Origin of the sequence: Yersinia rochesterensis, assembly GCF_003600645.1 — a bacterium.
Lineage (GTDB): Bacteria > Pseudomonadota > Gammaproteobacteria > Enterobacterales > Enterobacteriaceae > Yersinia > Yersinia rochesterensis.
This window is the reverse complement of sequence record NZ_CP032482.1, coordinates 175,676-198,373: the sequence shown is the minus strand read 5'-3', so window position 1 is coordinate 198,373 and position 22,698 is coordinate 175,676. Positions and strand designations below refer to the sequence as shown.

The window sequence follows — 22,698 nt, the reverse complement described above, 5'->3', positions numbered from 1 at the left end:
TTGGTGAAATCAGTCACTCAAGCCCAGACGCTCACCAGCGTAAGAACCGTCCTGAACACGACGCCACCAAGATTCATTATTCAAATACCATAATACGGTTTTGCGAATACCACTTTCGAAAGTCTCCTGCGGTCGCCAGCCCAGTTCCCGCTCAATTTTGCTGGCATCGATGGCATAGCGCATATCATGGCCTGGGCGGTCTTTGACGTAGGTAATCAGGTCACAATAGTGAGCAATTCCTGCCGGTTTTTCTGGAACCAATTCATCCAAAAGTGTGCAGATAGTCTCAACCACTTCAATATTCTTGCGCTCGTTATGACCGCCAATATTGTAAGTTTCGCCCACCACACCCTCGGTCACCACTTGATACAAGGCCCGGGCGTGATCTTCAACATACAGCCAATCACGAACCTGTGCGCCATTGCCATACACTGGCAGCGGTTTACCCGCGAGCGCATTCAGAATGACCAGTGGGATCAATTTCTCAGGAAAATGATATGGGCCATAATTATTGGAACAATTGGTCACCAAAGTCGGTAAACCATAGGTTCGCAACCACGCGCGAACTAAATGGTCGCTAGAGGCTTTAGATGCAGAATAAGGGCTACTTGGCGCATAAGGCGTGGTTTCGGTGAATAAATCATCGGTGCCGTGTAGGTCGCCATACACTTCATCAGTGGAGATATGATGGAAGCGAAACGCCAGTTTTTCCTCTGCACTCAGTTGCTGCCAGTAATGACGCGCCGCTTCCAACATCTGGTAAGTGCCCACGACATTGGTCTCGATAAAGGCCGCTGGGCCATCAATAGAGCGGTCAACATGGCTTTCTGCTGCCAAATGCATCACCACATCCGGTCGATACTGTGCAAAAACCCGATCCAGCTCAGCGCGGTCACAGATATCAACCTGTTCAAAAGCGTAGCGCTCGCTGTGAGCAACCACTGCCAGTGACTCCAAATTGCCCGCGTAGGTCAGCTTATCCACCACCACTACGCTATCTGAGGTGCCATCGATAATATGTCTTACCACGGCAGAGCCGATAAAACCGGCCCCACCTGTGACTAGAATACGTCTCAACGCCATACTCCTTTAGTGTCCACAATCCATGATTGCTTCACATCTTCTGGTTTGATGGCTTTGAATTGGCTGTGATCTACCAGCATCACCAGCACATCTGCTTGCTGCAAGGCAGTTGCGGTATCTTTCAGAGTAACGTGTCCCGCCAGTGACTTCGGCAATTGCTCAACATTCGGCTCAACCACCAGCGTTTCACCGGTGTGCCATTGTGCGATCAAATGGGCGATTTCAACCGCCGGACTTTCGCGCAGGTCATCAATATTGGGTTTAAATGCCAAACCGAAGCAGGCAATTTTTACTTCAGATGCACGTTTGTCAGTGGCCGCCAGACAATCAGCAACTGCCGCTTTAACGCGGTCAACCACCCACAGCGGTTTACCGTCATTAACCAGACGCGCAGTATGAATCAGCCGGGCCAATTGTGGATTTTGAGAAACAATAAACCATGGGTCAACAGCAATACAGTGGCCGCCAACACCAGGGCCTGGCTGCAAGATATTCACGCGCGGATGGCGGTTCGCCAGGCGAATCAGCTCCCACACATTGATTCCCTGCTCATCACAAATCAGTGACAGTTCATTGGCGAAAGCAATGTTAACGTCGCGGAAGCTGTTTTCAGTCAGCTTGCACATTTCTGCGGTGCGGGAGTTGGTCACCACACATTCGCCTTCCAGGAAGATTTTGTACAACTCACTGGCGCGGGCAGAACATTTCGGCGTCATACCGCCGATAACACGGTCATTTTGAATCAGTTCAACCATCACCTGGCCCGGCAATACGCGCTCTGGGCAATAAGCGATGTTAATGTCTGCCTCTTCACCCGCGTTCTGTGGGAAGCTCAAATCAGGGCGAGCTTCAGCCAGCCATTGGGCCATTTGCTCTGTGGCTCCCACCGGAGAAGTGGACTCCAAAATGACCAAATCACCTTTTTTCAAAACAGGGGCAATAGATTTAGCGGCGGATTCTACATACACCATATCCGGCTCATGATCGCCTTTAAAAGGTGTTGGCACGGCAATAAGAAACGCATCGGCAGCCAGCGGTTTGGTTACGGCTTGCAAGTAACCGCCTTCGACAGCAATCTTCACCACTTTATCTAAATCCGGCTCCACGATATGGATTGCACCGCGATTAATGGTTTCAACCGCATGGGCGTTGACGTCCACGCCAATCACTTTCTTCTTGCGCGACGCGAAAGCAGCAGCAGTTGGCAGACCAATATACCCAAGACCGATAACAGAAATAGTGTCAAAACTCATAGCGTCACCTGATGATTCTTTAAAGCTTCAAGGATGCGTTGACAGGCATGCCCGTCACCGTAAGGATTATGCGCCCGTGACATTTGATGATAGGCAGTTTCATCAGTCAGCAAGCGGGTCACTGCATCGACAATTTTATTAATATTAGTGCCCACCAACAAAACTGTACCAGAATCGACGGCTTCCGGGCGCTCAGTGGTGTCCCGCATCACTAATACCGGCTTCCCTAATGAAGGCGCTTCTTCCTGAATACCACCGGAATCCGTCAGGATCAGGTAGGCGTGATTCATCAGGTAAACGAATGGCAGGTAATCTTGCGGGTCGATCAGGATGATATTATCAATCCCTTTCAAGATGCGGTTGACCGGCTCACTGACGTTAGGGTTGAGATGCACCGGATAAACCACCTGTACCTCAGGATGTTTAAGCGCAATTTCAGCTAATGCACTACAAATCCGCTCAAAACCGCCACCAAAACTCTCACGACGATGGCCCGTCACCAGAATCATCTTCTTATTGGTATCGATGAATGGATAACGCTCCGCCAAACTATCGCGTAATTCTGGGTTGTTCATCACCCGATCACGGACCCAGAACAGCGCATCAATCACGGTATTGCCGGTCACGAAAATGCGGTTGTCTGGCACCATCTCGCGTAGCAAGTTTTGCCGCGAGTTCTCTGTCGGAGCAAAATGATACATAGCAAGGTGGCCGGTCAGTTGGCGGTTAGCTTCTTCTGGCCACGGTGAATAGAGATCCCCGGTGCGTAAGCCCGCTTCAACATGACCAACAGGAATACGTTGATAGAATGCGGCAAGACTGGTCGATAACGTCGTTGTGGTATCGCCATGCACTAAGATTACATCCGGCTTAAACTCCTCCAGAACGGGCTTTAGCCCTTCCAGAATACGGCAGGTTATTTCCGTTAATCCCTGTCCCGGCTTCATGATATTCAAATCATAGTCCGGCTGAATCTCAAATAAACGCAGCACTTGGTCCAGCATCTCACGATGTTGAGCCGTGACGCAGACTCTTGATTCAAAGGCTTCATCCTGAGCCAAAGCATGCACCAGAGGAGCCATTTTAATGGCTTCAGGCCGGGTGCCAAAAACAGTCAACACTTTCACAGTGAATCTCTTTAAGGTCAGTTAGCCGCAGACAATGCCTGCAAGTTGGGCGCACAATGCGCCCATTACTGGTCAATCTTTTACTGATCAATATGTTACTGATCAAGAATACTTAGCACTTACAGTACGGGTTATGCTTGCGTACTGGTACGGCGAACCAACACCACTCCCGCGCCAACCAATGCGCCAATCGCGCCCCACATAATCAACAGGAATACGCGACGCGGGCTATCACGGGTAACGGGATCTTCTGGTGTTCGTAAGTAACGGTAAGCCTGGAAGGTTTTATCCAGCGTCGGGCCGACATTCAATGTTGCCAACATTGCTCGGTTCTGATCATAATCAATATCAAAACTTGGGCCGGTAGCCTGCAATGTCTCTAGCCGGGCTTCGAGCATTGGTTTACCTAACATAAACATTTTAGAATCGGGTAATTGTTCAGCCGGCGTATCGGTTTGACTGCGATTAATTCCTTGCTGGCTGGCCACTTTTAAAGCTTGCTTAACCGCAGAAATTTCACGATCGTACACCGCTTGAGCAACGGCTTCTTGCCGTTTAACCTGCGCTTTCATTGACTGAGTGCGAGCAGCCCATGCGCCTTCAATCTCATCATTCAAGTGACTGGCAGCACGTTGGCTAGCAAAATCAATATAACTGCGCAGCATTTTATTGGAATCGGTGGCGGTTTCTGCCGTCAATTTAATGCTGTCATTCAGTATTTTTTTGTCATCACGCGGGGTGAAAACAATATTATTCACCAGCTCATCGAGTAATGCCGCATCCGCCTTAGCATCACCCTCTAACCGCTGTTTGTAATAATCAGTTTGTAGCCAAAAATCACGGCGCGTATCGTAAGCGGCTAACTGAGTAATAAATTCGCTGTACGCTTCGTCAGAAATACCGGGTTGCTCACTGGCAACACCACTATTGCTACGGCTATCAAGGTTGCGCAAAAATTGCTGCTGAGAGTAATAACCGCCCAAATTATTGACAGTTGGCCTGTCTGTAATGGCTGTCGCACTCCACTGCTGTTTTACCAAGTAGGAAACACCCAGCGCTATTGCAGCAAAAAGAATTGCCATACCGATAATCCACACTTTACCGCGCCAAAGAGTACGGCACAGGCTGCGGATATCTAACTCGTTATCCATAACTGGCTCGTTATGGGTAGATCCTGTTTTATCAGTCGACATAGATTCTGGTTTCATCACTGCCTAAAAGCCTCTGGTTAAGATTCATGCTTATTTTGCGATGCACGGCGCATCCGACGCTTGATACGTTTGATAAAACGCGCCACTCGCCATGCCCGTTTTATGCAGTAGCCATACAACAGAAATGCAAGCAAGAATAATGCCAACATGACCCATTCAGGGATAAATGTTAGCCGTTCGCCGATAACGCCCACTCCCGCTAACAATGCCGCAGCTAGAGTGATTAAGACAAATGCCTGTCGTGAAGTAAAACCGGCGCGCATGATTAAGTGATGGATATGTTGGCGGTCGGGGGAGAAAGGACTCATTCCTTTACGCAAACGCCGATACATGATGGCAATCATATCCATCAATGGAATTGCAATAATCCACAATGCGGTGACCGGGTTAATGGGATGGGAATTCCCCTGTGTGCTTTGCAATAGTATCCAAATTGCGGTGAAACCAATCAGCGTACTACCCGCATCGCCCATAAAGACTTTATAGCGGCGACCCAGCAACCCAAGGTTAAGCAAAATATAAGGCAAGATGGCGGCGATCATCGCAAAACACCATAGCGCTAATGCCATTTGTCCGCTTTGATACAGTAAAAGACCCATGGCACCGAAAGAGACACAAGACAGCCCTCCCAGTAAACCATCAATGCCATCGACCATATTGAAAGCGTTTATCGCCGCCCATACTGCGAACAGTGTGACAACATAACCGAACGGCCCTAATACCATCTCCCACGGGCCAAATACATGCCCCAAGCTGCGTAAATAAAGCCCTGCGGCTGCCATCATGGCAATACCGACTAATGCTTGTACAAAAGCTCGGATTTTTACACTGATATCGAAGCGATCATCTAAAGCACCAACGAACACCAATAAACCAGCACACCCCAGATATAAGTGGAAATGTGGGATCTGTTGGTTAGTTATCAGGAAAGTAAAACAAATACCCGCAAACACGGATATTCCGCCCACTAATGGGATCAATCCTTGGTGACGTTTGCGATAGTTAGGTTTATCAACTAATCCAATTTTCTTGGCAACTTTGCGAGCTACAAATAAAAATGCCAGAGAAAACAGAAAAATAACAAATATTTCAGTACTCATAGTGAGTAAATTCACGTTTAACCGCTCTCTGCAAAAAGATACGACAGCTTAGCATGTGGCTTGGCGTATACCACGCCTTCCCTATGCCTTCCCTATGCTTTCAGTTATTTCTGAATATGATGACAGCCTTACTTACTATTCCCAACTCTATTTTTACTATTTTCTCGTTATCCCTTTCATATTTGAAGCCGCAGGGGCACTGCACGTTCTCATCGGGATTGGCTTATTTATTGTCGACCTGCCACTCAAAACTCTTTGGATATATAAGAAGAATAAGTATAGAAAATAGACATTGGTTTGATTGCATCATTCACTAGGTAGATAACAATCCCGACTATCGTATAGCCCAAATGCAAAAAACGCCACGTCTGAGCGTGGCGTTTTGATTAATTTAGCTAAACTTATGAACGTCTCATGTTATCGAAGAACTGATCGTTGGTTTTCGCTGTTGCCAGTTTACTGATGAGGAATTCCATTGCATCGATCTCACCCATTGGATGAAGAATTCGACGTAAAATCCACATTTTTTGTAGCTCTTCAGTCGTTGTCAGCAACTCTTCTTTACGCGTACCAGAGCGGTTGAAATCAATAGCTGGGAACACGCGTTTCTCTGCAATTTTGCGAGAAAGATGCAATTCCATGTTGCCGGTACCTTTAAATTCTTCATAGATAACTTCATCCATTTTAGAACCGGTATCAACCAACGCGGTGGCAATGATGGTCAGGCTACCGCCCTCTTCAACATTACGTGCAGCACCAAAGAAACGCTTAGGACGATGTAAGGCGTTAGCATCCACACCACCAGTCAGAACTTTACCAGAAGCAGGTACGACGGTGTTGTATGCACGGGCCAAACGAGTAATCGAATCCAGTAAGATGATAACGTCTTTTTTATGCTCAACCAGACGTTTCGCTTTCTCGATAACCATTTCAGCGACTTGGACGTGACGGGATGCAGGCTCATCGAAAGTTGAAGCAATAACTTCACCTTTAACCAGACGTTGCATCTCAGTCACTTCTTCCGGACGCTCGTCAATCAACAAGACCATTAATACGCAATCAGGGTGATTGTAAGCAATGCTGGTAGCAATATTCTGCAACAGCATAGTCTTACCCGCTTTTGGCGGAGCAACAATCAGCCCACGCTGGCCACGACCGATCGGCGAAGCCAAATCAAGTACACGGGCAGTTAAATCTTCTGTCGAACCATTACCACGTTCCATCCGTAGACGAGAATTGGCATGTAATGGGGTTAAGTTTTCGAACAGGATTTTGTTACGGGCATTTTCCGGTTTGTCGTAGTTAACTTCGTTAACTTTCAACAATGCAAAATAACGCTCACCTTCTTTTGGTGGACGAATCTTACCGGCAACGGTATCACCAGTGCGAAGGTTGAAACGGCGAATTTGGCTTGGGGATACATAGATGTCGTCGGGGCCGGCGAGGTAGGAGCTGTCTGCTGAACGGAGGAAACCAAATCCATCCTGCAATATCTCCAATACACCGTCACCGAAGATATCTTCTCCACTTTTCGCGTGCTGCTTAAGGATAGAGAAAATAATATCTTGTTTACGCATCCGGGCCAGGTTTTCCAGCCCCATATTTTCGCCAAGTGTTATCAGATCAGAAACCGGCGTGTTCTTTAATTCGGTAAGATTCATAATGGTGGGTTCTTAAACTCGGGGTATGTCTCGAACTATGGTCGTGAATGGTATGGCAGCGTCATCCGTGCCTGTTTAACGGGACATTCAATCACCGGCCTTGGCCAAACTACGCAAGTAATGACTTACGCAAGCTTGCGCGACTCAACGGTGTAAAGATTGAAGGTGCCTTAGACTGATTTTGTAAAACACTAGACTGTCAAAAAGCGATTGAGTTCATACATATTCTCAACACAAATTATTTCGACATAGAGTAAAACTTTAGATTCAAACTATTTAGTTAGATGCTACAGACTGTTTATTAGATACTAAAGAATAAGCTAGATGCTACAAACCCGGACTCAATACACAGGAATGTTCTATATGCAGTAGGGTAAACTTAACACGCTTCTTTGCGGGCGTCTAGCGGTCAGTGTGAGAAATCACAACTGCCGCTAAACATACCCTACGGCCTTGAAGCTGCAGCGGTGTGCGACTCTGACTTACCCGAATCAGTGACCTGAGTCAGCTTATCGGGATTATGAGCTTCATTAGAGGCTAACGCTCACGCGGTTCAAAATGGTTTATAACCAATCTGTCGCTCGTTTGCTGCCTTACTGCAACGCCAATGACTTTCGGTATTAACGGCTAACGCCGCTTACAGATTAGCATCCAAGAATTCTTTAAGCTGACCCTTAGACAAAGCACCTACCTTGGTTGCCACTACTTCACCGTCACGGAATAACAACAGCGTAGGGATACCACGGATACCGTATTTCGGTGCAGTGGCTTGGTTATCATCAATATTCAATTTAGTGATGGTAAGCCTACCTTCATACTCTTCAGCAATTTCATCCAAAATCGGAGCAATCATCTTGCACGGACCACACCATTCAGCCCAGAAATCAACCAGAACCAGGCCATCGGCTTCCAGCACTTTAGTGCCGAAGCTTTCGTCACTCAGGTGAATAATTTTATCGCTCATGTTCTACTCCAAAGGATTGTGTCTACCTCGTTGGTGTAGCATTAACCAACAGTAGGATGACTTTATTTCACCGGATACGCTTTCGTAAAGCAATAGTTAGCTGATATTCTACCACACTATGAGCAAAACACACTTGACCGAACAGAAGTTTTCCGACTTCGCCCTGCACCCGCTAGTTATTGAAGCCCTTGAAAACAAAGGGTTTCAGTATTGCACGCCGATACAGGCGTTAGCATTGCCACTCACCCTTTCGGGGCGTGATGTAGCGGGTCAGGCGCAAACAGGAACCGGCAAGACGCTGGCATTCTTAGCGTCTACTTTCCATTATTTGCTTTCTCACCCCGCAGAAGAGGGTCGCCAGACTAATCAGCCGCGCGCTTTAATTATGGCACCAACGCGCGAGTTAGCCGTGCAAATTCACTCTGATGCAGAATCACTTTCCCAGATAACCGGGCTGAAATTAGGCTTGGCTTATGGCGGCGATGGCTATGATAAACAGCTTAAGGTGCTGGAAAGTGGTGTTGATATTCTGATCGGTACTACTGGTCGTTTAATCGATTACGCAAAACAAAATTATATTAACCTCGGTGCGATTCAGGTTGTGGTCTTGGATGAAGCTGATCGGATGTACGATTTAGGCTTTATTAAAGATATCCGCTGGCTGTTCCGCCGTATGCCTTCCGTTGATAAGCGCTTAAACATGCTGTTCTCTGCCACACTATCGTACCGGGTACGTGAACTGGCCTTTGAGCAAATGAATAACGCTGAATATGTTGAAGTGGAACCGTTGCAAAAAACCGGCCACCGCATTCAGGAAGAGCTATTCTACCCTTCAAATGAAGAAAAAATGCGTCTGCTTCAGACGTTAATTGAAGAAGAGTGGCCAGATCGCTGCATTATTTTCGCCAATACCAAACATCGTTGCGAAGAAATCTGGGGCCATTTAGCCGCTGATGGTCATCGTGTCGGTTTGTTGACCGGTGATGTGGCACAGAAAAAACGCCTGCGAATTCTGGAAGATTTCACTAAAGGTGATTTGGATATTTTGGTTGCGACTGATGTTGCCGCCCGTGGCCTACACATTCCACTGGTAACCCATGTCTTCAACTATGACTTACCCGATGACTGTGAAGATTATGTTCACCGCATTGGCCGAACTGGCCGTGCTGGCGAAAGTGGTCATTCCATCAGCCTGGCATGTGAAGAGTACGCGTTAAACTTACCCGCTATTGAGACCTACACTGGCCATAGCATTCCGGTAAGTAAATATAATAGCGATGCGCTATTAACTGATTTACCAGCACCAAAACGTCTGGCCCGTACCCGCACCGGGAATGGCCCACGCCGTAATTCTGCTCCACGTCGCAGTGGTGCACCACGGAATAACCGTAAGCGACCGAGCTGATAAATGATGCTAAGTTCCACCTCACTTTATGCTGCCATCGATCTTGGCTCCAACAGTTTTCATATGTTGGTGGTACGTGAGGTGGCTGGCAGTATCCAGACGTTAGCCCGAATCAAGCGGAAAGTCCGTCTGGCGGCGGGTCTGGATAGCCAAAACCACCTATCGCAAGAAGCGATGGAACGTGGCTGGCAATGTTTGAAGCTTTTCTCAGAGCGCTTGCAGGACATTCCTTTGAGTCAGATTCGTGTGGTCGCAACAGCAACCCTGCGTCTGGCCTCAAATGCTGAAGAATTCCTGCAAACGGCGGCTGAAATCCTCGGTTGTCCGATTCAAGTGATCAGTGGTGAAGAAGAAGCGCGTCTGATTTATCAGGGCGTTGCCCATACTACCGGTGGGCCAGAGCAGCGTTTAGTCGTCGATATTGGCGGTGGCAGCACAGAGCTGGTGACCGGCAATGGTGCTCAGGCAAATATTCTGGTCAGTTTATCAATGGGTTGCGTAACCTGGTTGGAGCGCTACTTCAGTGACCGCAATCTGGCAAAAGACAATTTTGATCGTGCAGAATTAGCTGCTCGTGAGATGCTAAAACCTGTCGCGCAGCGCTTTCGTGACCATGGCTGGCAAATCTGTGTCGGTGCCTCTGGCACGGTTCAGGCCCTGCAAGAAATCATGGTCGCTCAAGGTATGGACGAGCTGATCACCTTAGCCAAATTGCAGCAGCTCAAACAAAGAGCAATTCAATGTGGCAAACTGGAAGAACTGGAAATCCCCGGTTTAACACTGGAACGCGCTCTGGTTTTCCCCAGTGGCCTGTCTATCTTAATTGCAATATTCCAAGAGTTGGCGATTGAAAGCATGACGCTAGCGGGCGGCGCACTACGTGAAGGGCTGGTCTATGGCATGCTTCATTTGCCGGTAGAACAAGATGTTCGCAGCCGAACAGTGAGAAATATACAGCGCCGCTATTTACTGGATACTGAACAAGCCAAACGCGTCAGTAAATTGGCCGATAACTTTTTACTTCAGGTGGAAAAAGAGTGGCATCTTGATGGCCGATGTCGCGAGTTATTGCAAAATGCCTGTTTGATGCACGAAATTGGCCTAAGCATCGATTTTAAACGTGCTCCGCAACATGCTGCTTACCTGATACGCAATCTGGATCTCCCTGGTTTTACTCCCGCTCAAAAACTGCTACTTGCGGCTTTGCTGCAAAATCAGAGTAATACGATCGATCTTTTGCTGTTAAATCAACAAAATGCATTGCCAGTAGAGATGGCTCAGCATTTGTGTTGTTTATTGCGTCTGGCGATTATATTCTCCAGCCGTCGCCGGGATGACACACTACCGGCGGTTAGGCTACGGGCCAATAGTGAGGGGCTTTATGTACTGTTACCTCAGGGCTGGCTGCAACAGCATCCTTACCGTGCAGAAGCATTAGAACAAGAAAGTCATTGGCAGAGCTATGTTCAGTGGCCGCTATTATTAGAAGAATTGGACTAAATTCTTTGTCACTGAGCAGCGCCGCATCAGCTTTACTGTGGCTTTTTAGCATTCGCAAGTTGCGCACGAATATTGGCCAGGTGACTCTGGCCTTTTTGCATCCGCTCTTCCGGGCTCACGACTTTGCGCTCATTTTCCCATTTCAAATCATCCTGCGGCAATTCCATCAAAAAGCGGCTTGGTTCTGGCCGAATCAGCTCGCCATACTGCCGCCGTTCTTTGCACAAAGTGAAAAACAGTTCGCGCTGAGCACGGGTGATTCCCACATAGGCCAGTCGCCGCTCTTCATCGACATTATCTTCGTCAATACTGCTTTGGTGTGGCAGTAAACCCTCTTCCATGCCGACCAAGAATACATACGGAAATTCCAGCCCTTTTGAAGCATGCAAGGTCATCAATTGCACTTGATCCAGCTCCTCATCACTTTCCCCGCGCTCCATCATATCGCGCAGGGTAAAGCGCGTGACAACCTGAGTCAGGGTCATTGGTTCATTCAATTCTGACCCTTCCAGCATTTCTGTCATCCAACTGAATAATAAATTGACGTTTTTCATCCGCATCTCAGCGGCTTTCGGGCTAGGGGAAGTTTCGAACAGCCAACTCTCATAATCAATGCCGTGGATCAAATCCCGCACTGCCGCCACTGGCTCGTGTTCCACTAACCGAATAATGCCGTCCATCCAATGCGTAAAGCGCTGTAATGATTCCAGCCCCCGACCTTTCAAATGCTCACCTAGCCCTAAATCAAAACTGGCACGAAACAGGCTTTTATTACGCACATTGGCCCATTCACCCAGTTTTTGAACCGTCGCTGAACCTATCTCACGCTTTGGGGTATTCACGATGCGTAAGAATGCGCTGTCATCATCCTGATTGGTCAATACCCGCAAGTAAGCCAGTAAATCTTTGATTTCTGGGCGCGAGAAAAATGAATCGCCGCCGGAGATACGGTAAGGAATGCGGTTTTGCATCAGCAGCTTTTCAAACAACCGTGATTGATGGTTGCCGCGATACAAAATGGCATAGTCGCTGTATTGCGTTTTTTTCACAAAATGGTGGGCAATAAGTTCACCGACCACTCTTTCAGCTTCATGATCTTCATTATTGGCGGTAATGACTGTTAGCTCATCGCCATAGTCCAATTTAGAAAAGAGTTTTTTTTCAAAAACATGCGGGTTATTGGCAATCAAAATATTCGCCGCTTTCAGAATTCGGCCCGAAGAGCGGTAGTTCTGCTCCAGCTTGATCACCTGCAACTGGGGGAAATCTTCATTCAGCAAAACTAAGTTCTGTGGCCGTGCACCGCGCCATGAATAGATGGATTGGTCATCATCACCCACCACGGTAAAGCGCGCCCGACTGCCCACCAGCAATTTAACCATTTGGTACTGGCTGGTATTGGTATCTTGGTATTCATCTACTAGTAGGTAACGCAGCCGATTTTGCCAACGTTCGCGCACTTCCAGATTGTTTTGCAGCAACAGCGTTGGCAGCGAGATAAGGTCGTCAAAATCCAATACATTGCAGGCTTTTAAATGAGCATCATATAAGCCATAACAATGGACGAATAACTTATCGCGCTCGGATCGCGCCAAGGCTGCGGCGGCAGCAGGATCGAGAAGATCATTTTTCCAATTTGAGATCTGGGATATCAGCTGTTGCAGCAACGTTTTATCGTCTTCCAACCATTTTTGGGTCAAATCTTTCAATAAACCCAATTGATCTTGCGCATCAAACAAAGAGAAATTGGATTTCATTCCCAGTGCTTTGTACTCTTTTTTGATGATTTCCAACCCCAAAGTATGGAATGTCGCAATCATCAAACCCCGCGCTTCTTTGCGCCCTAAAGTCTGAGCCACACGCTCTTTCATCTCGCGCGCGGCTTTATTGGTAAATGTTACCGCAGCAATATGCTTTGGCTGATAGCCACATTGGCGGATCAGATGCGCAATCTTATTGGTAATGACTCGGGTTTTGCCCGAACCCGCACCGGCCAACACCAGGCAAGGCCCAGTGACAAATTCGACGGCTTGTTGTTGGCTGGGATTTAATCGCATAGCACTCGGCAACTCTGTAGGTAAACGGGGGAACAGGATTGTAGCAGAAAGCGGCCGCTGAAAAAAAACCACCTACTATTTTTTGCTCTATGAAACTCAAGGCCTATGAAACACGTGATGTGTAAAACGCATGATTTGTAAAACGTAGAGCACGGTGGCCCCATCACGACCAAAATACGTTACACTGGCGCGCTTCAAGGCTCCCTTGAAGATAATCTTCGTTCAGATAACCCTACCCAATAAATTGGTGGTGATTGTTACTATGGCAAACAAAGCTTCTGCACTGCACATTCTGGTTGATGATGAAAAGCAGGCAAACGATATTCTGGCACAGTTGAATAACGGTGCAAATTTCCAAGAGTTAGCGAAAAAATTCTCTAACTGCCCGTCAAAACGTAACGGCGGCGATCTGGGTGAGTTCAATAAAGGGGATATGGTTCCGGCATTCGATAAAGCTGTATTCAGCTGCGAACTACTGCAACCCTATGGCCCAGTCAAAACCCAGTTCGGTTATCATATTATTAAAGTTTTATATCGTAATTAAATTAGTCATGCGCCATCTTGCTGGCGGCGCAAATAACACATCGCTAACACTCCTATTTACCTCCAGAACAATGTACATTGAAAAATAATTATTTTCAGAAAGTCACATGGATATTATTAATCCTCCACGCCTCACCAGTTACATCTATACAAAACACACACTTAACTTTACAAAACATATATTAAATCATACGAATAAACTGCATTTAAATGTTAAAAAAAATCATCGTTAATGTAATTTATCAATAAAACAACAAGAAAGATCTCATTAGTGACTTTTTAAATAAGATTTAATTCACTTAAAAACAAAAGGTTACATCTAGTTTAATAAAAAATGTATTTCACTGGGAAAATTCCTACAAACGTTGGTTTGTTTGTCCTATGTGCGATCATCGTCACACTCTATATTATAGTCGTCATCAAGTAAGGGATGCAGAGGGAATAAAACCACTGAGTCACTTTAAATGAAAACCTTGTGGAAAGCTGACGAATATAATCGAATGTCATTCGCCATATAGTCATTAACCACTTCACCTTTATTAAGTTAAGTTCTCACTCGCATTTAGATGCAATGAAAATTTGACCCATTTAAATTATCGCATTGGAGTTTCAAATGAATAAGATTACTTTGGCTATGGCTTTATTCGCAGCATCTACAACTGCTTCAATGGCAGCTAGCAATAATACAATTACTTTCCAAGGTGAAGTTACTTCACAAACTTGTGCTGTTACCGTCAACGGCCTGGACGCAAACCCAACTGTATTATTGCCAACAGTATCAAGCGGCGATTTAGATACTCAGGGTAAAACCGCCGGTAAGACAACCTTTACTCTGGGTGTATCAGGCTGTGCAGAAAGCACTGATGATATTGATATAAAAACAGTTTTTGTTGGCAACCAAGTTACAACTAATGGTAACTTACAAAATACCGGCACAGCATCAAATGTTGAGCTTCAATTACTGAAAGATGCCGTCACAACAACAGCTATTGATCTGAATAGTGGTGTACCACAAGAGGGTATGGTGTTAAAAGCCAACGCAACATCAGCAGAACATGATTTCGCTGTTCAATATTATGCTACCGGTCAAGCTGGCCCTGGTTCTGTGATCGCCTCTGTACAATACGCAGTTTCTTACCTGTAATATCATTATTGTAGTATAAGTTATACTCTCTGTAATTGGAGTTGCGGGTAGCACGTGTAGCTAACCCCCCGCAACTTCGAGTACCCAGGGTATAATACTATTTGGCCGTTCCTTTCAGAGGATATTCCCATCATGTTTAATATAAATAGCTACCGCTATCTGCTTATCCCTTTATTAATTCTTATGGGTATATCTTTTGCTAACGCCAGCGTAGTCATGAGCGGCAGCCGTATTATATATTCGGCAGGTGAAAAAGAGCACAGTGTCCAATTAACCAATAAAGATAATTTTCCTAATGCTGTCCAGGTCTGGTTAGACAGTGGTGATGCTCAATCAACACCAGAAACGGGTAAAGCTCCGTTTATTGTCACCCCGCCGTTCTTTCGTATTGAAGCAAATGCAGGCCAAACATTACGGCTGAAATATACCGGAAGTGGTTTGCCAACGGACAGAGAATCTGTGTTCTATCTTAATTTTTTACAGGTTCCCCCCGTTAATAAAGCAGAAAAGAATAATAAAATGTTAGTGTTGATGCGTAACCGCATTAAAGTGTTTTATCGGCCCGAAAATATTGCTGGCCGTGTTGACCAAGTTGCTAGCACACTGACTTTTACTGTACGCCAACAAGGTAAAAATGTTGTTGTGACAGGCAAAAATCCAACCGGGTTCTATGCCACCATTGCCAGTGGTGAAGTCGTTGGCGGTGGTAAAAAACTCAAAATGAAATCAGAGATGATTGCTCCAATGTCTCAGGCTCAGTGGATTATTCCAACTTCATCTGCCCCTTCAAATGCTATGGTTAATTTCCTGTTAGTGAATGATTTTGGCGGGCAAGATGCCGGTAGTTACAAAATTCAATAGTCATAAAATTCAGTAGTTATAAAATTCAGTAGTAACTTTCCGGCGAAGGAATATTTATGGGGCTTGCACAAGTCGAACCAAAACAAGTCGTTCTAAAAAAGAAGTTTTCTGGCCGCAAGAAATTATTAACGTTGTGCATAACTTTAATTTTACATGTCGATACTGTTTTGGCTCAGGAAGACCCACAAAATCTCGAATTTGATGAATCTCTCTTTTTAGGCACAAAATTTGCGTCGGGCCTGAATCAGTTGAATAAAGAGAATTCTGTTACGCCCGGAAACTACGATGCTGTAGATGTCTTGGTTAATAACAAACTCTTCAAGCGCACGACGATTAAGTTTATTAAGAATGCTGATTCATCGGAGGCTTACCCGTGCCTGGATGATGAGTTCTTAACCGCTGCCGGCGTTGAACTATCCAATAAAAATAACACCACGCCTAAAGAACCTAATGCCGCTGAGGTAGAATCAGAAGCAGAAGCAACACCTTCAGATTCTGTGGCTACAGGGCAATGTCTGCCTTTATCAGAGCGAGTAAAAGGAGCGTCTTTTCATTTTGATCAGGCCAAACTGCGCTTAGAGCTTTCTATCCCACAATCATTATTACAAAAACGGCCTCGGGGTTATATTGAGCGCACTGAATGGGAAGAAGGCGAAAAACTCGCATTCGTTAACTACAGCGCTAACTTTTATCGTAGCGAGACCCAATCCCAGCAAAATAGCACTTCTGATTACGGTTTTGTTGGCTTAAAAAGTGGCCTCAATCTCGGATTGTGGCAATTACGTCAGCAATCAAATGTGCGCTATGCCAGTAATAACAATAACAGTGATACCCAGTGGAATAATATCCGCACTTATGTGCAGCGCCCTATCGAGCAATTAGATAGCCAATTGACACTGGGTGAAACTTTCACCGACAGCACCTTATTCGGCACCATGTCATTTCGTGGCGCAAAAATGGCAACCGACCAACGCATGTGGCCACAATCAATGCGCGGCTTCGCTCCTGAAGTTCGTGGTGTTGCCACCAGTAATGCCCGGGTGATTATTCGCCAGAATGGCCGTGAAATATATGAAACCAACGTCGCTCCCGGCCCATTTGTTATTAACGATTTGTACAGTACCACCAGTCAGGGTGACCTTAATGTTGAAGTGGTAGAAGCTAATGGCAGCCGCTCGACATTTACTGTACCTTTCAGTGCAGTACCGGATTCAATGCGCCCTGGCGTGAGCCGTTATAATGCGGTCATTGGGGAATCACGTGATTTCACTAATATTGATAGCTATTTCACTGATTTTACCTATGAGCGTGGGCTGACGAATCAATTAACAGCCAACAGTGGGCTTCGTTTAGCACAAGATTATGCCGCATTACTTGCGGGGGGGGTATTAGGGACACCAATTGGCGCATTTGGTCTTAATACCACCTATTCCCACGCCAAAGTTGAAGATGATCAAACCCAGAATGGCTGGCGGATGCAGGCAACTTATAGCCAGACATTTAATGAAACTGGCACCACATTCTCATTGGCGGGATATCGCTATTCAACCAAAGGGTATCGTGATTTAAATGATGTATTTGGCGTGCGTTCGGTACAAAAAAATGGCGGGACTTGGGATTCATCGACCTATAAGCAGCGCAGCCAATTTACCACCACAATAAACCAAACTTTAGGTGGATATGGTCAATTAGCAGCCTCAGCTTCAACCAGTGATTATTATAACGATACCCAGAGAGATACCCAGTTACAGCTAAACTATTCAAATAGCTATAACAATATCAGCTACAATGTGGCCATTAGCCGTCAGCGCACAATTTATACTTCCACCCAGTTTGGTTGGGATGTCGATGATACTGATCAGACGGCGACAACAACACGCTACGGTAATACCGAAAATATCGCCTCGTTAACAGTGTCTATTCCACTGAATATTGGCGGGGGGAATCAATATTTATCCCTGTCGGCCAACCGCAATCCGAAAAGTGGTAATAACTATCAGACGTCATTATCAGGTACCGCCGGAGAACGTAAAACTTTTAATTATTCAGTCAATGCCGGTTATGACGACAGTAATACCAGTGGCAGTTCAAATAACTGGGGAGCCAATGTGCAAAAGCAATTCCCTAACGCCACCGTCAATGGCAGTTATTCTCGTGGCAATAATTATACTCAATATGGTGCTGGCGCTCGCGGCGCGGCAGTAATACACAGTAAAGGTATAACACTCGGGCCTTATTTAGGCGATACCTTTGGTCTAATTGAAGCCGATGGTGCTCAAGGTGCGACAGTGCGAAATGCACAAGGGGCGAGAATTGATAATAATGGTTTTGCTCTGGTGCCGTCATTAACGCCTTATAATTACAATACGGTCGGTTTGGATACCAAAGGCATTAATCGCAATACTGAACTGAAAGAGAATCAGGGGCGGGTTGTTCCTTATGCCGGGGCGGCTGTGAAAGTGAAATTCGAAACTTTGACTGGCTATGCGGTATTAATTCAGACCCAAACAGCGGATGGTGAAGGGTTACCTCTGGGCGCTGATGTCTTTAACAGCAAAGATGAACTGGTTGGTATGGTGGGCCAGGGGAATCAGATCTATGTGCGAGTGAAAGATAACAAAGGTTCACTTTATGTTCGCTGGGGTGAAAACAGCACTGAACAATGTGAACTACCTTATAATTTTGCTAGCCAAGATACTGAGCAAGATATTATCCATATAACAGGCAGTTGCCGCCGTTAACCATTATGAGAAAAATAATGTTAAGACCAACAGAGCAGTTAATATCTTGCGAAGTCTCACGGCCAACAATGCCTACTCATTTCCATCGCCCGTATATTGTGGCGGGAACGATGCTGCTGATCGGGCTATTTAGCACTTCTGCATGGTCAGCTTGTACCAAAATCACAGCACAAAGCCAGTTGGCTGCCGGTGATGGCACCGCCAGTGCGTGGGCAGGTTCACTTGATTATAATAACGGGTCACTCGGTTTACCGGGCCTTATTGATCTCAGTACCAATGCAAACTTTCAACCCGATGGCACATTGTTGGCAGCGGCCACCTCCGACTTCACCACTTTCGCCTTGAATACCGGTTATGACCCGGAGCGCGTCCTGTTCCGCTGTGCTGCTGCTGATGTTGATCAGCTCTTCGAGATGTATGCCACTAACGGGGATAATGACTATGGCGGCAAAAATGAAGATGGTCTCATTGCCGGCAATGTTCCCTCCGGTTTTGCCACTGTTGTCGCCAATGTCGTCATCCGCCTTACAAATCTATCCACTGGCGAGTATTACTCTCGCTTATGGAAAGGACGTCGTCTAACCGGGCTGGATACCGACAGTACCGGCCGTATTCTGGTCAAAGCAAAAAATTTCAGTAATTTGTATACCGAACTATTTCGCATTAATTATATCCGTGCAGGTGCTTATAATGTGGCCTCTTATGCTTACGCCTATACTCAACCGAATGCCTATATTGCCTTTAAAGGGCCTGGCATTAGTGGCCCTGTTGAGGGGACTGACTCAGTAACAAACTGGCCTGGTTGGTATGGCACTTGGCCTGCCTCTATCGGGTTGTACAATTATGTCACTTTCCGCCGCACCACCATTTGTGCGGTGACCAATTTTACCCCGACGGTGATATTGCCCCGAATTTCTGTGGCAGAATTGAATAATGGCGCGAGCAGTTCGGCTGAATTTAATGTGGATTTCCAGTGCCAGACCGGCATTACCTCCGGCGTCAATGCCGGTGCGGTGGCTATGGGCTTTCTGGTACCTGCGGCGAATGCCGCCAAAGCCCAAACATTAGGGTTAATAAATGGCAGCGGTGGTATTAGTCACTTGGTTTCGGATAATTATGGCGCAGCCGGAATGGCCAATGGCGTTGGGATCCGTATCTACCGCAACAACACCCCGATTTATCTGCTATCAAAGAATGTGACTCAAACCGGTAATAACGGTGGCTGGTATGGCATCTTCCAGGGCGCTCAAGAAATCACCGGCACAGTGAGTGGCGGTAATAGTTACACTGAGAATTTTCGGGCTGAGTTAAGTAAAATCAGCGGGCAAACTGTGACGGCAGGAGCGGTGAATGCACATGCGCAAGTGGTTATCCGTGTTCAATAATCTGTGTTTTAAACGCAGAATCAATGGGCTACTATTATTACTGATAATGGCCTCTAGTGTGCCGGCCATGGCTAGTGTAGTGGCCGAAAGAACACGTATTATCTTCAGTGAGGGCAACACGGAAGAATCACTGCAATTGGTCAATAGTAATAGCTACCCGGTGGCGGTGCAGGTGTGGGTGGATGATGGTGATTTGATGGCAACACCGGAGAAAGCGATTTCGCCAGTGCTAGTGTTACCGCCATTGTTTCGCTTACAACCACAAGCCCAACGCAGCTTACGTTTGATTTTATCGGGTGCCAGTAAATTACCGCTGGATAGAGAGTCTGCATTTTGGCTCAACGTTTACGAAATCCCCCCAAAAGCAACACCTAAAGCCGATGATGAGTCTTCCGTTACACTGGCTTTGCGCATGCAGTATAAAGTGTTTTATCGCCCTAAAAACTTGCCCGCCCCAGCGGATAGTGTCAGCAAAGCATTAACTTTTACTTTAGAACGTAACGGCGATACCGCCTTGGTAAGAGTTGATAACCCGACACCTTATTATGCCTCACTCTCCGCCCTCACATTAGGTAGCGCTGAAAGCTTGCCGGATATGGTAGCCCCCTTCTCTAAATTGAATTTTCCACTCAATCGTTCACCCTTGGTGGGCAGCAAAACCGTTGATTTTGTCTTAGTCGATGAATTAGGTAACAATAAGACTTTTAGCAGCAATCTAAAATAAAGTACGCTGATGGGAATGTCAGTTTGCTGGGTTAGCCAAAAACAGAGTCGATTTACAGCTCTGTAGCCTTGCCATTTATTTAATTTCGGGGAAATACATTAACTAAAGTTATAAAAATAGATCTTCTTGAACATAAGATAGGCCAATAAATAACTCAATTTTACCCCCTCTTGGCCAACTTAAAACCTTCCGGTCAGTACCTAATGGAAGACTTCTATTACGCTGGGGTACCAGCAATCATTTGGTCTCTTATTCGTTTTTCGATCAAGACAATTATGCAGAAGCAGTCATTACCTACCCATATTTTGGCAATGTCCACGGTGATTACGAAGAAGTTAAAATAAGCTGCAATTGCATTAACCGGGAGTTACTCCAATAGCTATTAATTCTGAGAGTTCTAAGGGTTAAAATCTGACCCTATTATTAATAGCAACTTGTTTCTCTGAGGTTAGATACAACTAAAAGGTTGCCCAATAAGCTTTAGCCTCGCCCTGCCCCATTAAACGTTATTACATTTACAAAATATATAAATCATTACACCTGCATTTCCAGTGAAATATCAGATTGTGTTATACACCCTTCAATAAAACTTTCAGCAATTTGTAATTGACGTCTAATTTCCCGTTCATTACATTTCTTCAATCGAGCAATAGAAGCTTTCGATTGCCCATAAACATAATGACGTAGGATAAGCTCTAATTCTTTTTCTCGCGAGGCTCGTTGTAAATTCCCGATTGTTTTATCAATGGCTAATCCGTCATTATCGCAGCAGGATTCAGCCATTTTGTTTCTGGTTTCCACCCCCTTAAATCCACTAGCGATATGGGGATAATCCAGCTGAGAATGTTCTCTCGCCCATACGCCCCAACGGGTCAAGACAGTTTGAATATCACTCATTAGTTATCTCCTTTTTATATTTTAATATCTTTTTATTTACTTCATTAATATCAATTATAAAAAAAAGACCTCACTAATTAGCAAGGCCTATTTATTTACAAGAAAAATTTTTTATATTAATAAGATTAAAAAGAAATAGATGTTTCTGTAAAATAATTAACCACTACTAACACCTTACAAGAGTTTTTTCGGGCCGAGATAGCATTAATTTAATAATTTTTACATCTCTGCATTCAGATACGAAAGTCAATACACCCTCTTCTGAACTTCGAGCAGTTAACCGCCATATGACGGATTAATTATTAATATAACAATAAACTAAGATGATATATACTGCCAGAACGGCGGTTTATATTATTGCTTAACTATATAATTCACTCTTTAAATCCGGGCTTACCATTCTCGGCTCGCCATTTTTTTACCTCAGCTACAATACCTTCAGGGTTGTCCTCTCGATTATCATTAGGATAATAAATCAAATCAGAGCCATCTGGGTGCTCTGTCAAGGTTTCAAATTGTAAGACGGCCTTAACATGTTCATCCTCAGATGAATATGTATCATAGTAAATATCTTTCACAAAATTTAAGAACTCAAGTTCAGTATAGTCAGAAATATTATTTTTAATGTTCATTATATCTCCTTGTGATTATTTATATATCTTTAGCTGTGGTAGCACTAATGTTATCAACATTATATATTCCTCCACCGTTAGATATATACTTTTTATGATGTAGTAAATATAAACCGTCAGAGCGGCGGCTTATATTATTACTTAACTATATAGCTTACTCCTTAAATCCGGGCTTACCGTTCTCGGCTCGCCATTTTTTTATTTCGGCTAAAATACCCTCAGGGCTATCGTCTGCACCCTCTTCTGGGTAATAAATCAAATCAGAACCATTAGGGTGTTCACTAACGTTTATAAAGTTCTCTAAAAGAGAATCTAGTTCATCCTCTAAGCCTTTATCTAAAATAATCTTTGAGATTAACTCAATGAATTCAGACTCCCTATACTCTTCTAGCTTATATTTTAACTCCATT

20 protein-coding genes are annotated in these 22,698 nt (G+C 45.3%); 8 read left to right on the top strand and 12 right to left on the bottom strand.

What is annotated here, in order from left to right; translation table 11 throughout:
* Positions 1-9: 9 nt before the first annotated feature.
* The 7 genes from rffG to trxA form a co-directional block, all read right to left on the bottom strand.
* On the bottom strand, positions 10-1,083 hold the full coding sequence (rffG, locus tag DXZ79_RS00945) for a dTDP-glucose 4,6-dehydratase (protein WP_172667628.1): 1,074 nt from the start codon (positions 1,081-1,083) through the stop codon (positions 10-12).
* Positions 1,074-2,336: a UDP-N-acetyl-D-mannosamine dehydrogenase gene (wecC, locus tag DXZ79_RS00940; RefSeq protein ID WP_038638146.1), complete on the bottom strand. Its 1,263-nt coding sequence runs from the start codon at positions 2,334-2,336 to the stop codon at positions 1,074-1,076. The genes rffG and wecC overlap by 10 nt, the downstream gene beginning before the upstream one ends.
* Complete coding sequence (wecB, locus tag DXZ79_RS00935) at positions 2,333-3,463, bottom strand: non-hydrolyzing UDP-N-acetylglucosamine 2-epimerase (RefSeq protein WP_038638142.1); 1,131 nt, start codon at positions 3,461-3,463, stop codon at positions 2,333-2,335. Before wecB ends, wecC begins: the two co-directional genes overlap by 4 nt.
* A 131-nt stretch (positions 3,464-3,594) precedes the next feature.
* Positions 3,595-4,671, bottom strand: coding sequence for an ECA polysaccharide chain length modulation protein (wzzE, locus tag DXZ79_RS00930; protein ID WP_071841760.1), 1,077 nt, complete (start codon positions 4,669-4,671; stop codon positions 3,595-3,597).
* Between the two features lie 20 nt (positions 4,672-4,691).
* Positions 4,692-5,789 (bottom strand): UDP-N-acetylglucosamine--undecaprenyl-phosphate N-acetylglucosaminephosphotransferase, encoded by a 1,098-nt coding sequence (wecA, locus tag DXZ79_RS00925; RefSeq protein WP_072089248.1) that lies wholly within the window; start codon positions 5,787-5,789, stop codon positions 4,692-4,694.
* A 386-nt stretch (positions 5,790-6,175) separates the two neighbouring features.
* The gene (gene rho, locus DXZ79_RS00915; RefSeq protein WP_004704159.1) at positions 6,176-7,435 is read right to left on the bottom strand and encodes a transcription termination factor Rho; all 1,260 of its coding nucleotides are present in this window, start codon (positions 7,433-7,435) and stop codon (positions 6,176-6,178) included.
* A gap of 637 nt (positions 7,436-8,072) precedes the next feature.
* On the bottom strand, positions 8,073-8,399 hold the full coding sequence (gene trxA / locus DXZ79_RS00910; RefSeq protein ID WP_004393133.1) for a thioredoxin TrxA: 327 nt from the start codon (positions 8,397-8,399) through the stop codon (positions 8,073-8,075).
* A 118-nt stretch (positions 8,400-8,517) separates the two neighbouring features.
* Here trxA and rhlB point away from each other — a divergent pair, with 118 nt between their 5' ends.
* Entirely contained in the window at positions 8,518-9,804 is a 1,287-nt protein-coding gene (gene rhlB, locus DXZ79_RS00905) for an ATP-dependent RNA helicase RhlB (RefSeq protein ID WP_004393131.1), read from the top strand.
* Positions 9,805-9,810: 6 nt separating this feature from the next.
* Positions 9,811-11,304, top strand: a complete 1,494-nt coding sequence (gene ppx / locus DXZ79_RS00900) for an exopolyphosphatase (RefSeq protein ID WP_162928767.1) — start codon at positions 9,811-9,813, stop codon at positions 11,302-11,304.
* A 32-nt stretch (positions 11,305-11,336) separates the two neighbouring features.
* On the opposite strand, the gene rep is transcribed toward ppx, so the two are convergent.
* Positions 11,337-13,361: a DNA helicase Rep gene (rep, locus tag DXZ79_RS00895; RefSeq protein ID WP_038638132.1), complete on the bottom strand. Its 2,025-nt coding sequence runs from the start codon at positions 13,359-13,361 to the stop codon at positions 11,337-11,339.
* Positions 13,362-13,623: 262 nt separating this feature from the next.
* Between rep and ppiC the strand changes: the two genes are divergently transcribed.
* The 6 genes from ppiC (at position 13,624) to DXZ79_RS00865 (ending at position 20,759) form a co-directional block, all read left to right on the top strand.
* Positions 13,624-13,905 carry a peptidylprolyl isomerase PpiC gene (ppiC, locus tag DXZ79_RS00890; RefSeq protein WP_004704164.1) on the top strand — a complete coding sequence of 94 codons (282 nt, stop codon included), beginning with the start codon at positions 13,624-13,626 and terminating at the stop codon, positions 13,903-13,905.
* Between the two features lie 612 nt (positions 13,906-14,517).
* A complete protein-coding gene (locus DXZ79_RS00885) occupies positions 14,518-15,048 on the top strand; it encodes a fimbrial protein (protein WP_038638129.1) in 531 nt (176 codons plus the stop codon).
* A gap of 132 nt (positions 15,049-15,180) precedes the next feature.
* Positions 15,181-15,909 carry a fimbrial biogenesis chaperone gene (locus DXZ79_RS00880; protein WP_050292413.1) on the top strand — a complete coding sequence of 243 codons (729 nt, stop codon included), beginning with the start codon at positions 15,181-15,183 and terminating at the stop codon, positions 15,907-15,909.
* A 56-nt stretch (positions 15,910-15,965) separates the two neighbouring features.
* A complete protein-coding gene (locus DXZ79_RS00875; protein ID WP_038638124.1) occupies positions 15,966-18,650 on the top strand; it encodes a fimbria/pilus outer membrane usher protein in 2,685 nt (894 codons plus the stop codon).
* A gap of 68 nt (positions 18,651-18,718) precedes the next feature.
* Entirely contained in the window at positions 18,719-20,035 is a 1,317-nt protein-coding gene (stbD, locus tag DXZ79_RS00870) for a fimbrial usher protein StbD (protein ID WP_172667630.1), read from the top strand.
* Positions 20,001-20,759, top strand: a complete 759-nt coding sequence (locus tag DXZ79_RS00865; RefSeq protein WP_038638115.1) for a fimbrial biogenesis chaperone — start codon at positions 20,001-20,003, stop codon at positions 20,757-20,759. Before stbD ends, DXZ79_RS00865 begins: the two co-directional genes overlap by 35 nt.
* A 534-nt stretch (positions 20,760-21,293) precedes the next feature.
* On the opposite strand, the gene DXZ79_RS00855 is transcribed toward DXZ79_RS00865, so the two are convergent.
* The 4 genes from DXZ79_RS00855 to DXZ79_RS00845 form a co-directional block, all read right to left on the bottom strand.
* Entirely contained in the window at positions 21,294-21,656 is a 363-nt protein-coding gene (locus DXZ79_RS00855; RefSeq protein WP_038638112.1) for an antiterminator Q family protein, read from the bottom strand.
* Between the two features lie 374 nt (positions 21,657-22,030).
* A complete protein-coding gene (locus DXZ79_RS00850) occupies positions 22,031-22,288 on the bottom strand; it encodes a bacteriocin immunity protein (protein WP_404273932.1) in 258 nt (85 codons plus the stop codon).
* Positions 22,289-22,307: 19 nt separating this feature from the next.
* Positions 22,308-22,373 (bottom strand): hypothetical protein, encoded by a 66-nt coding sequence (locus DXZ79_RS21260; protein ID WP_410176796.1) that lies wholly within the window; start codon positions 22,371-22,373, stop codon positions 22,308-22,310.
* A gap of 69 nt (positions 22,374-22,442) precedes the next feature.
* Positions 22,443-22,697 (bottom strand): bacteriocin immunity protein, encoded by a 255-nt coding sequence (locus tag DXZ79_RS00845; protein WP_038638109.1) that lies wholly within the window; start codon positions 22,695-22,697, stop codon positions 22,443-22,445.
* Between the last annotated feature and the right edge of the window lies 1 nt (position 22,698).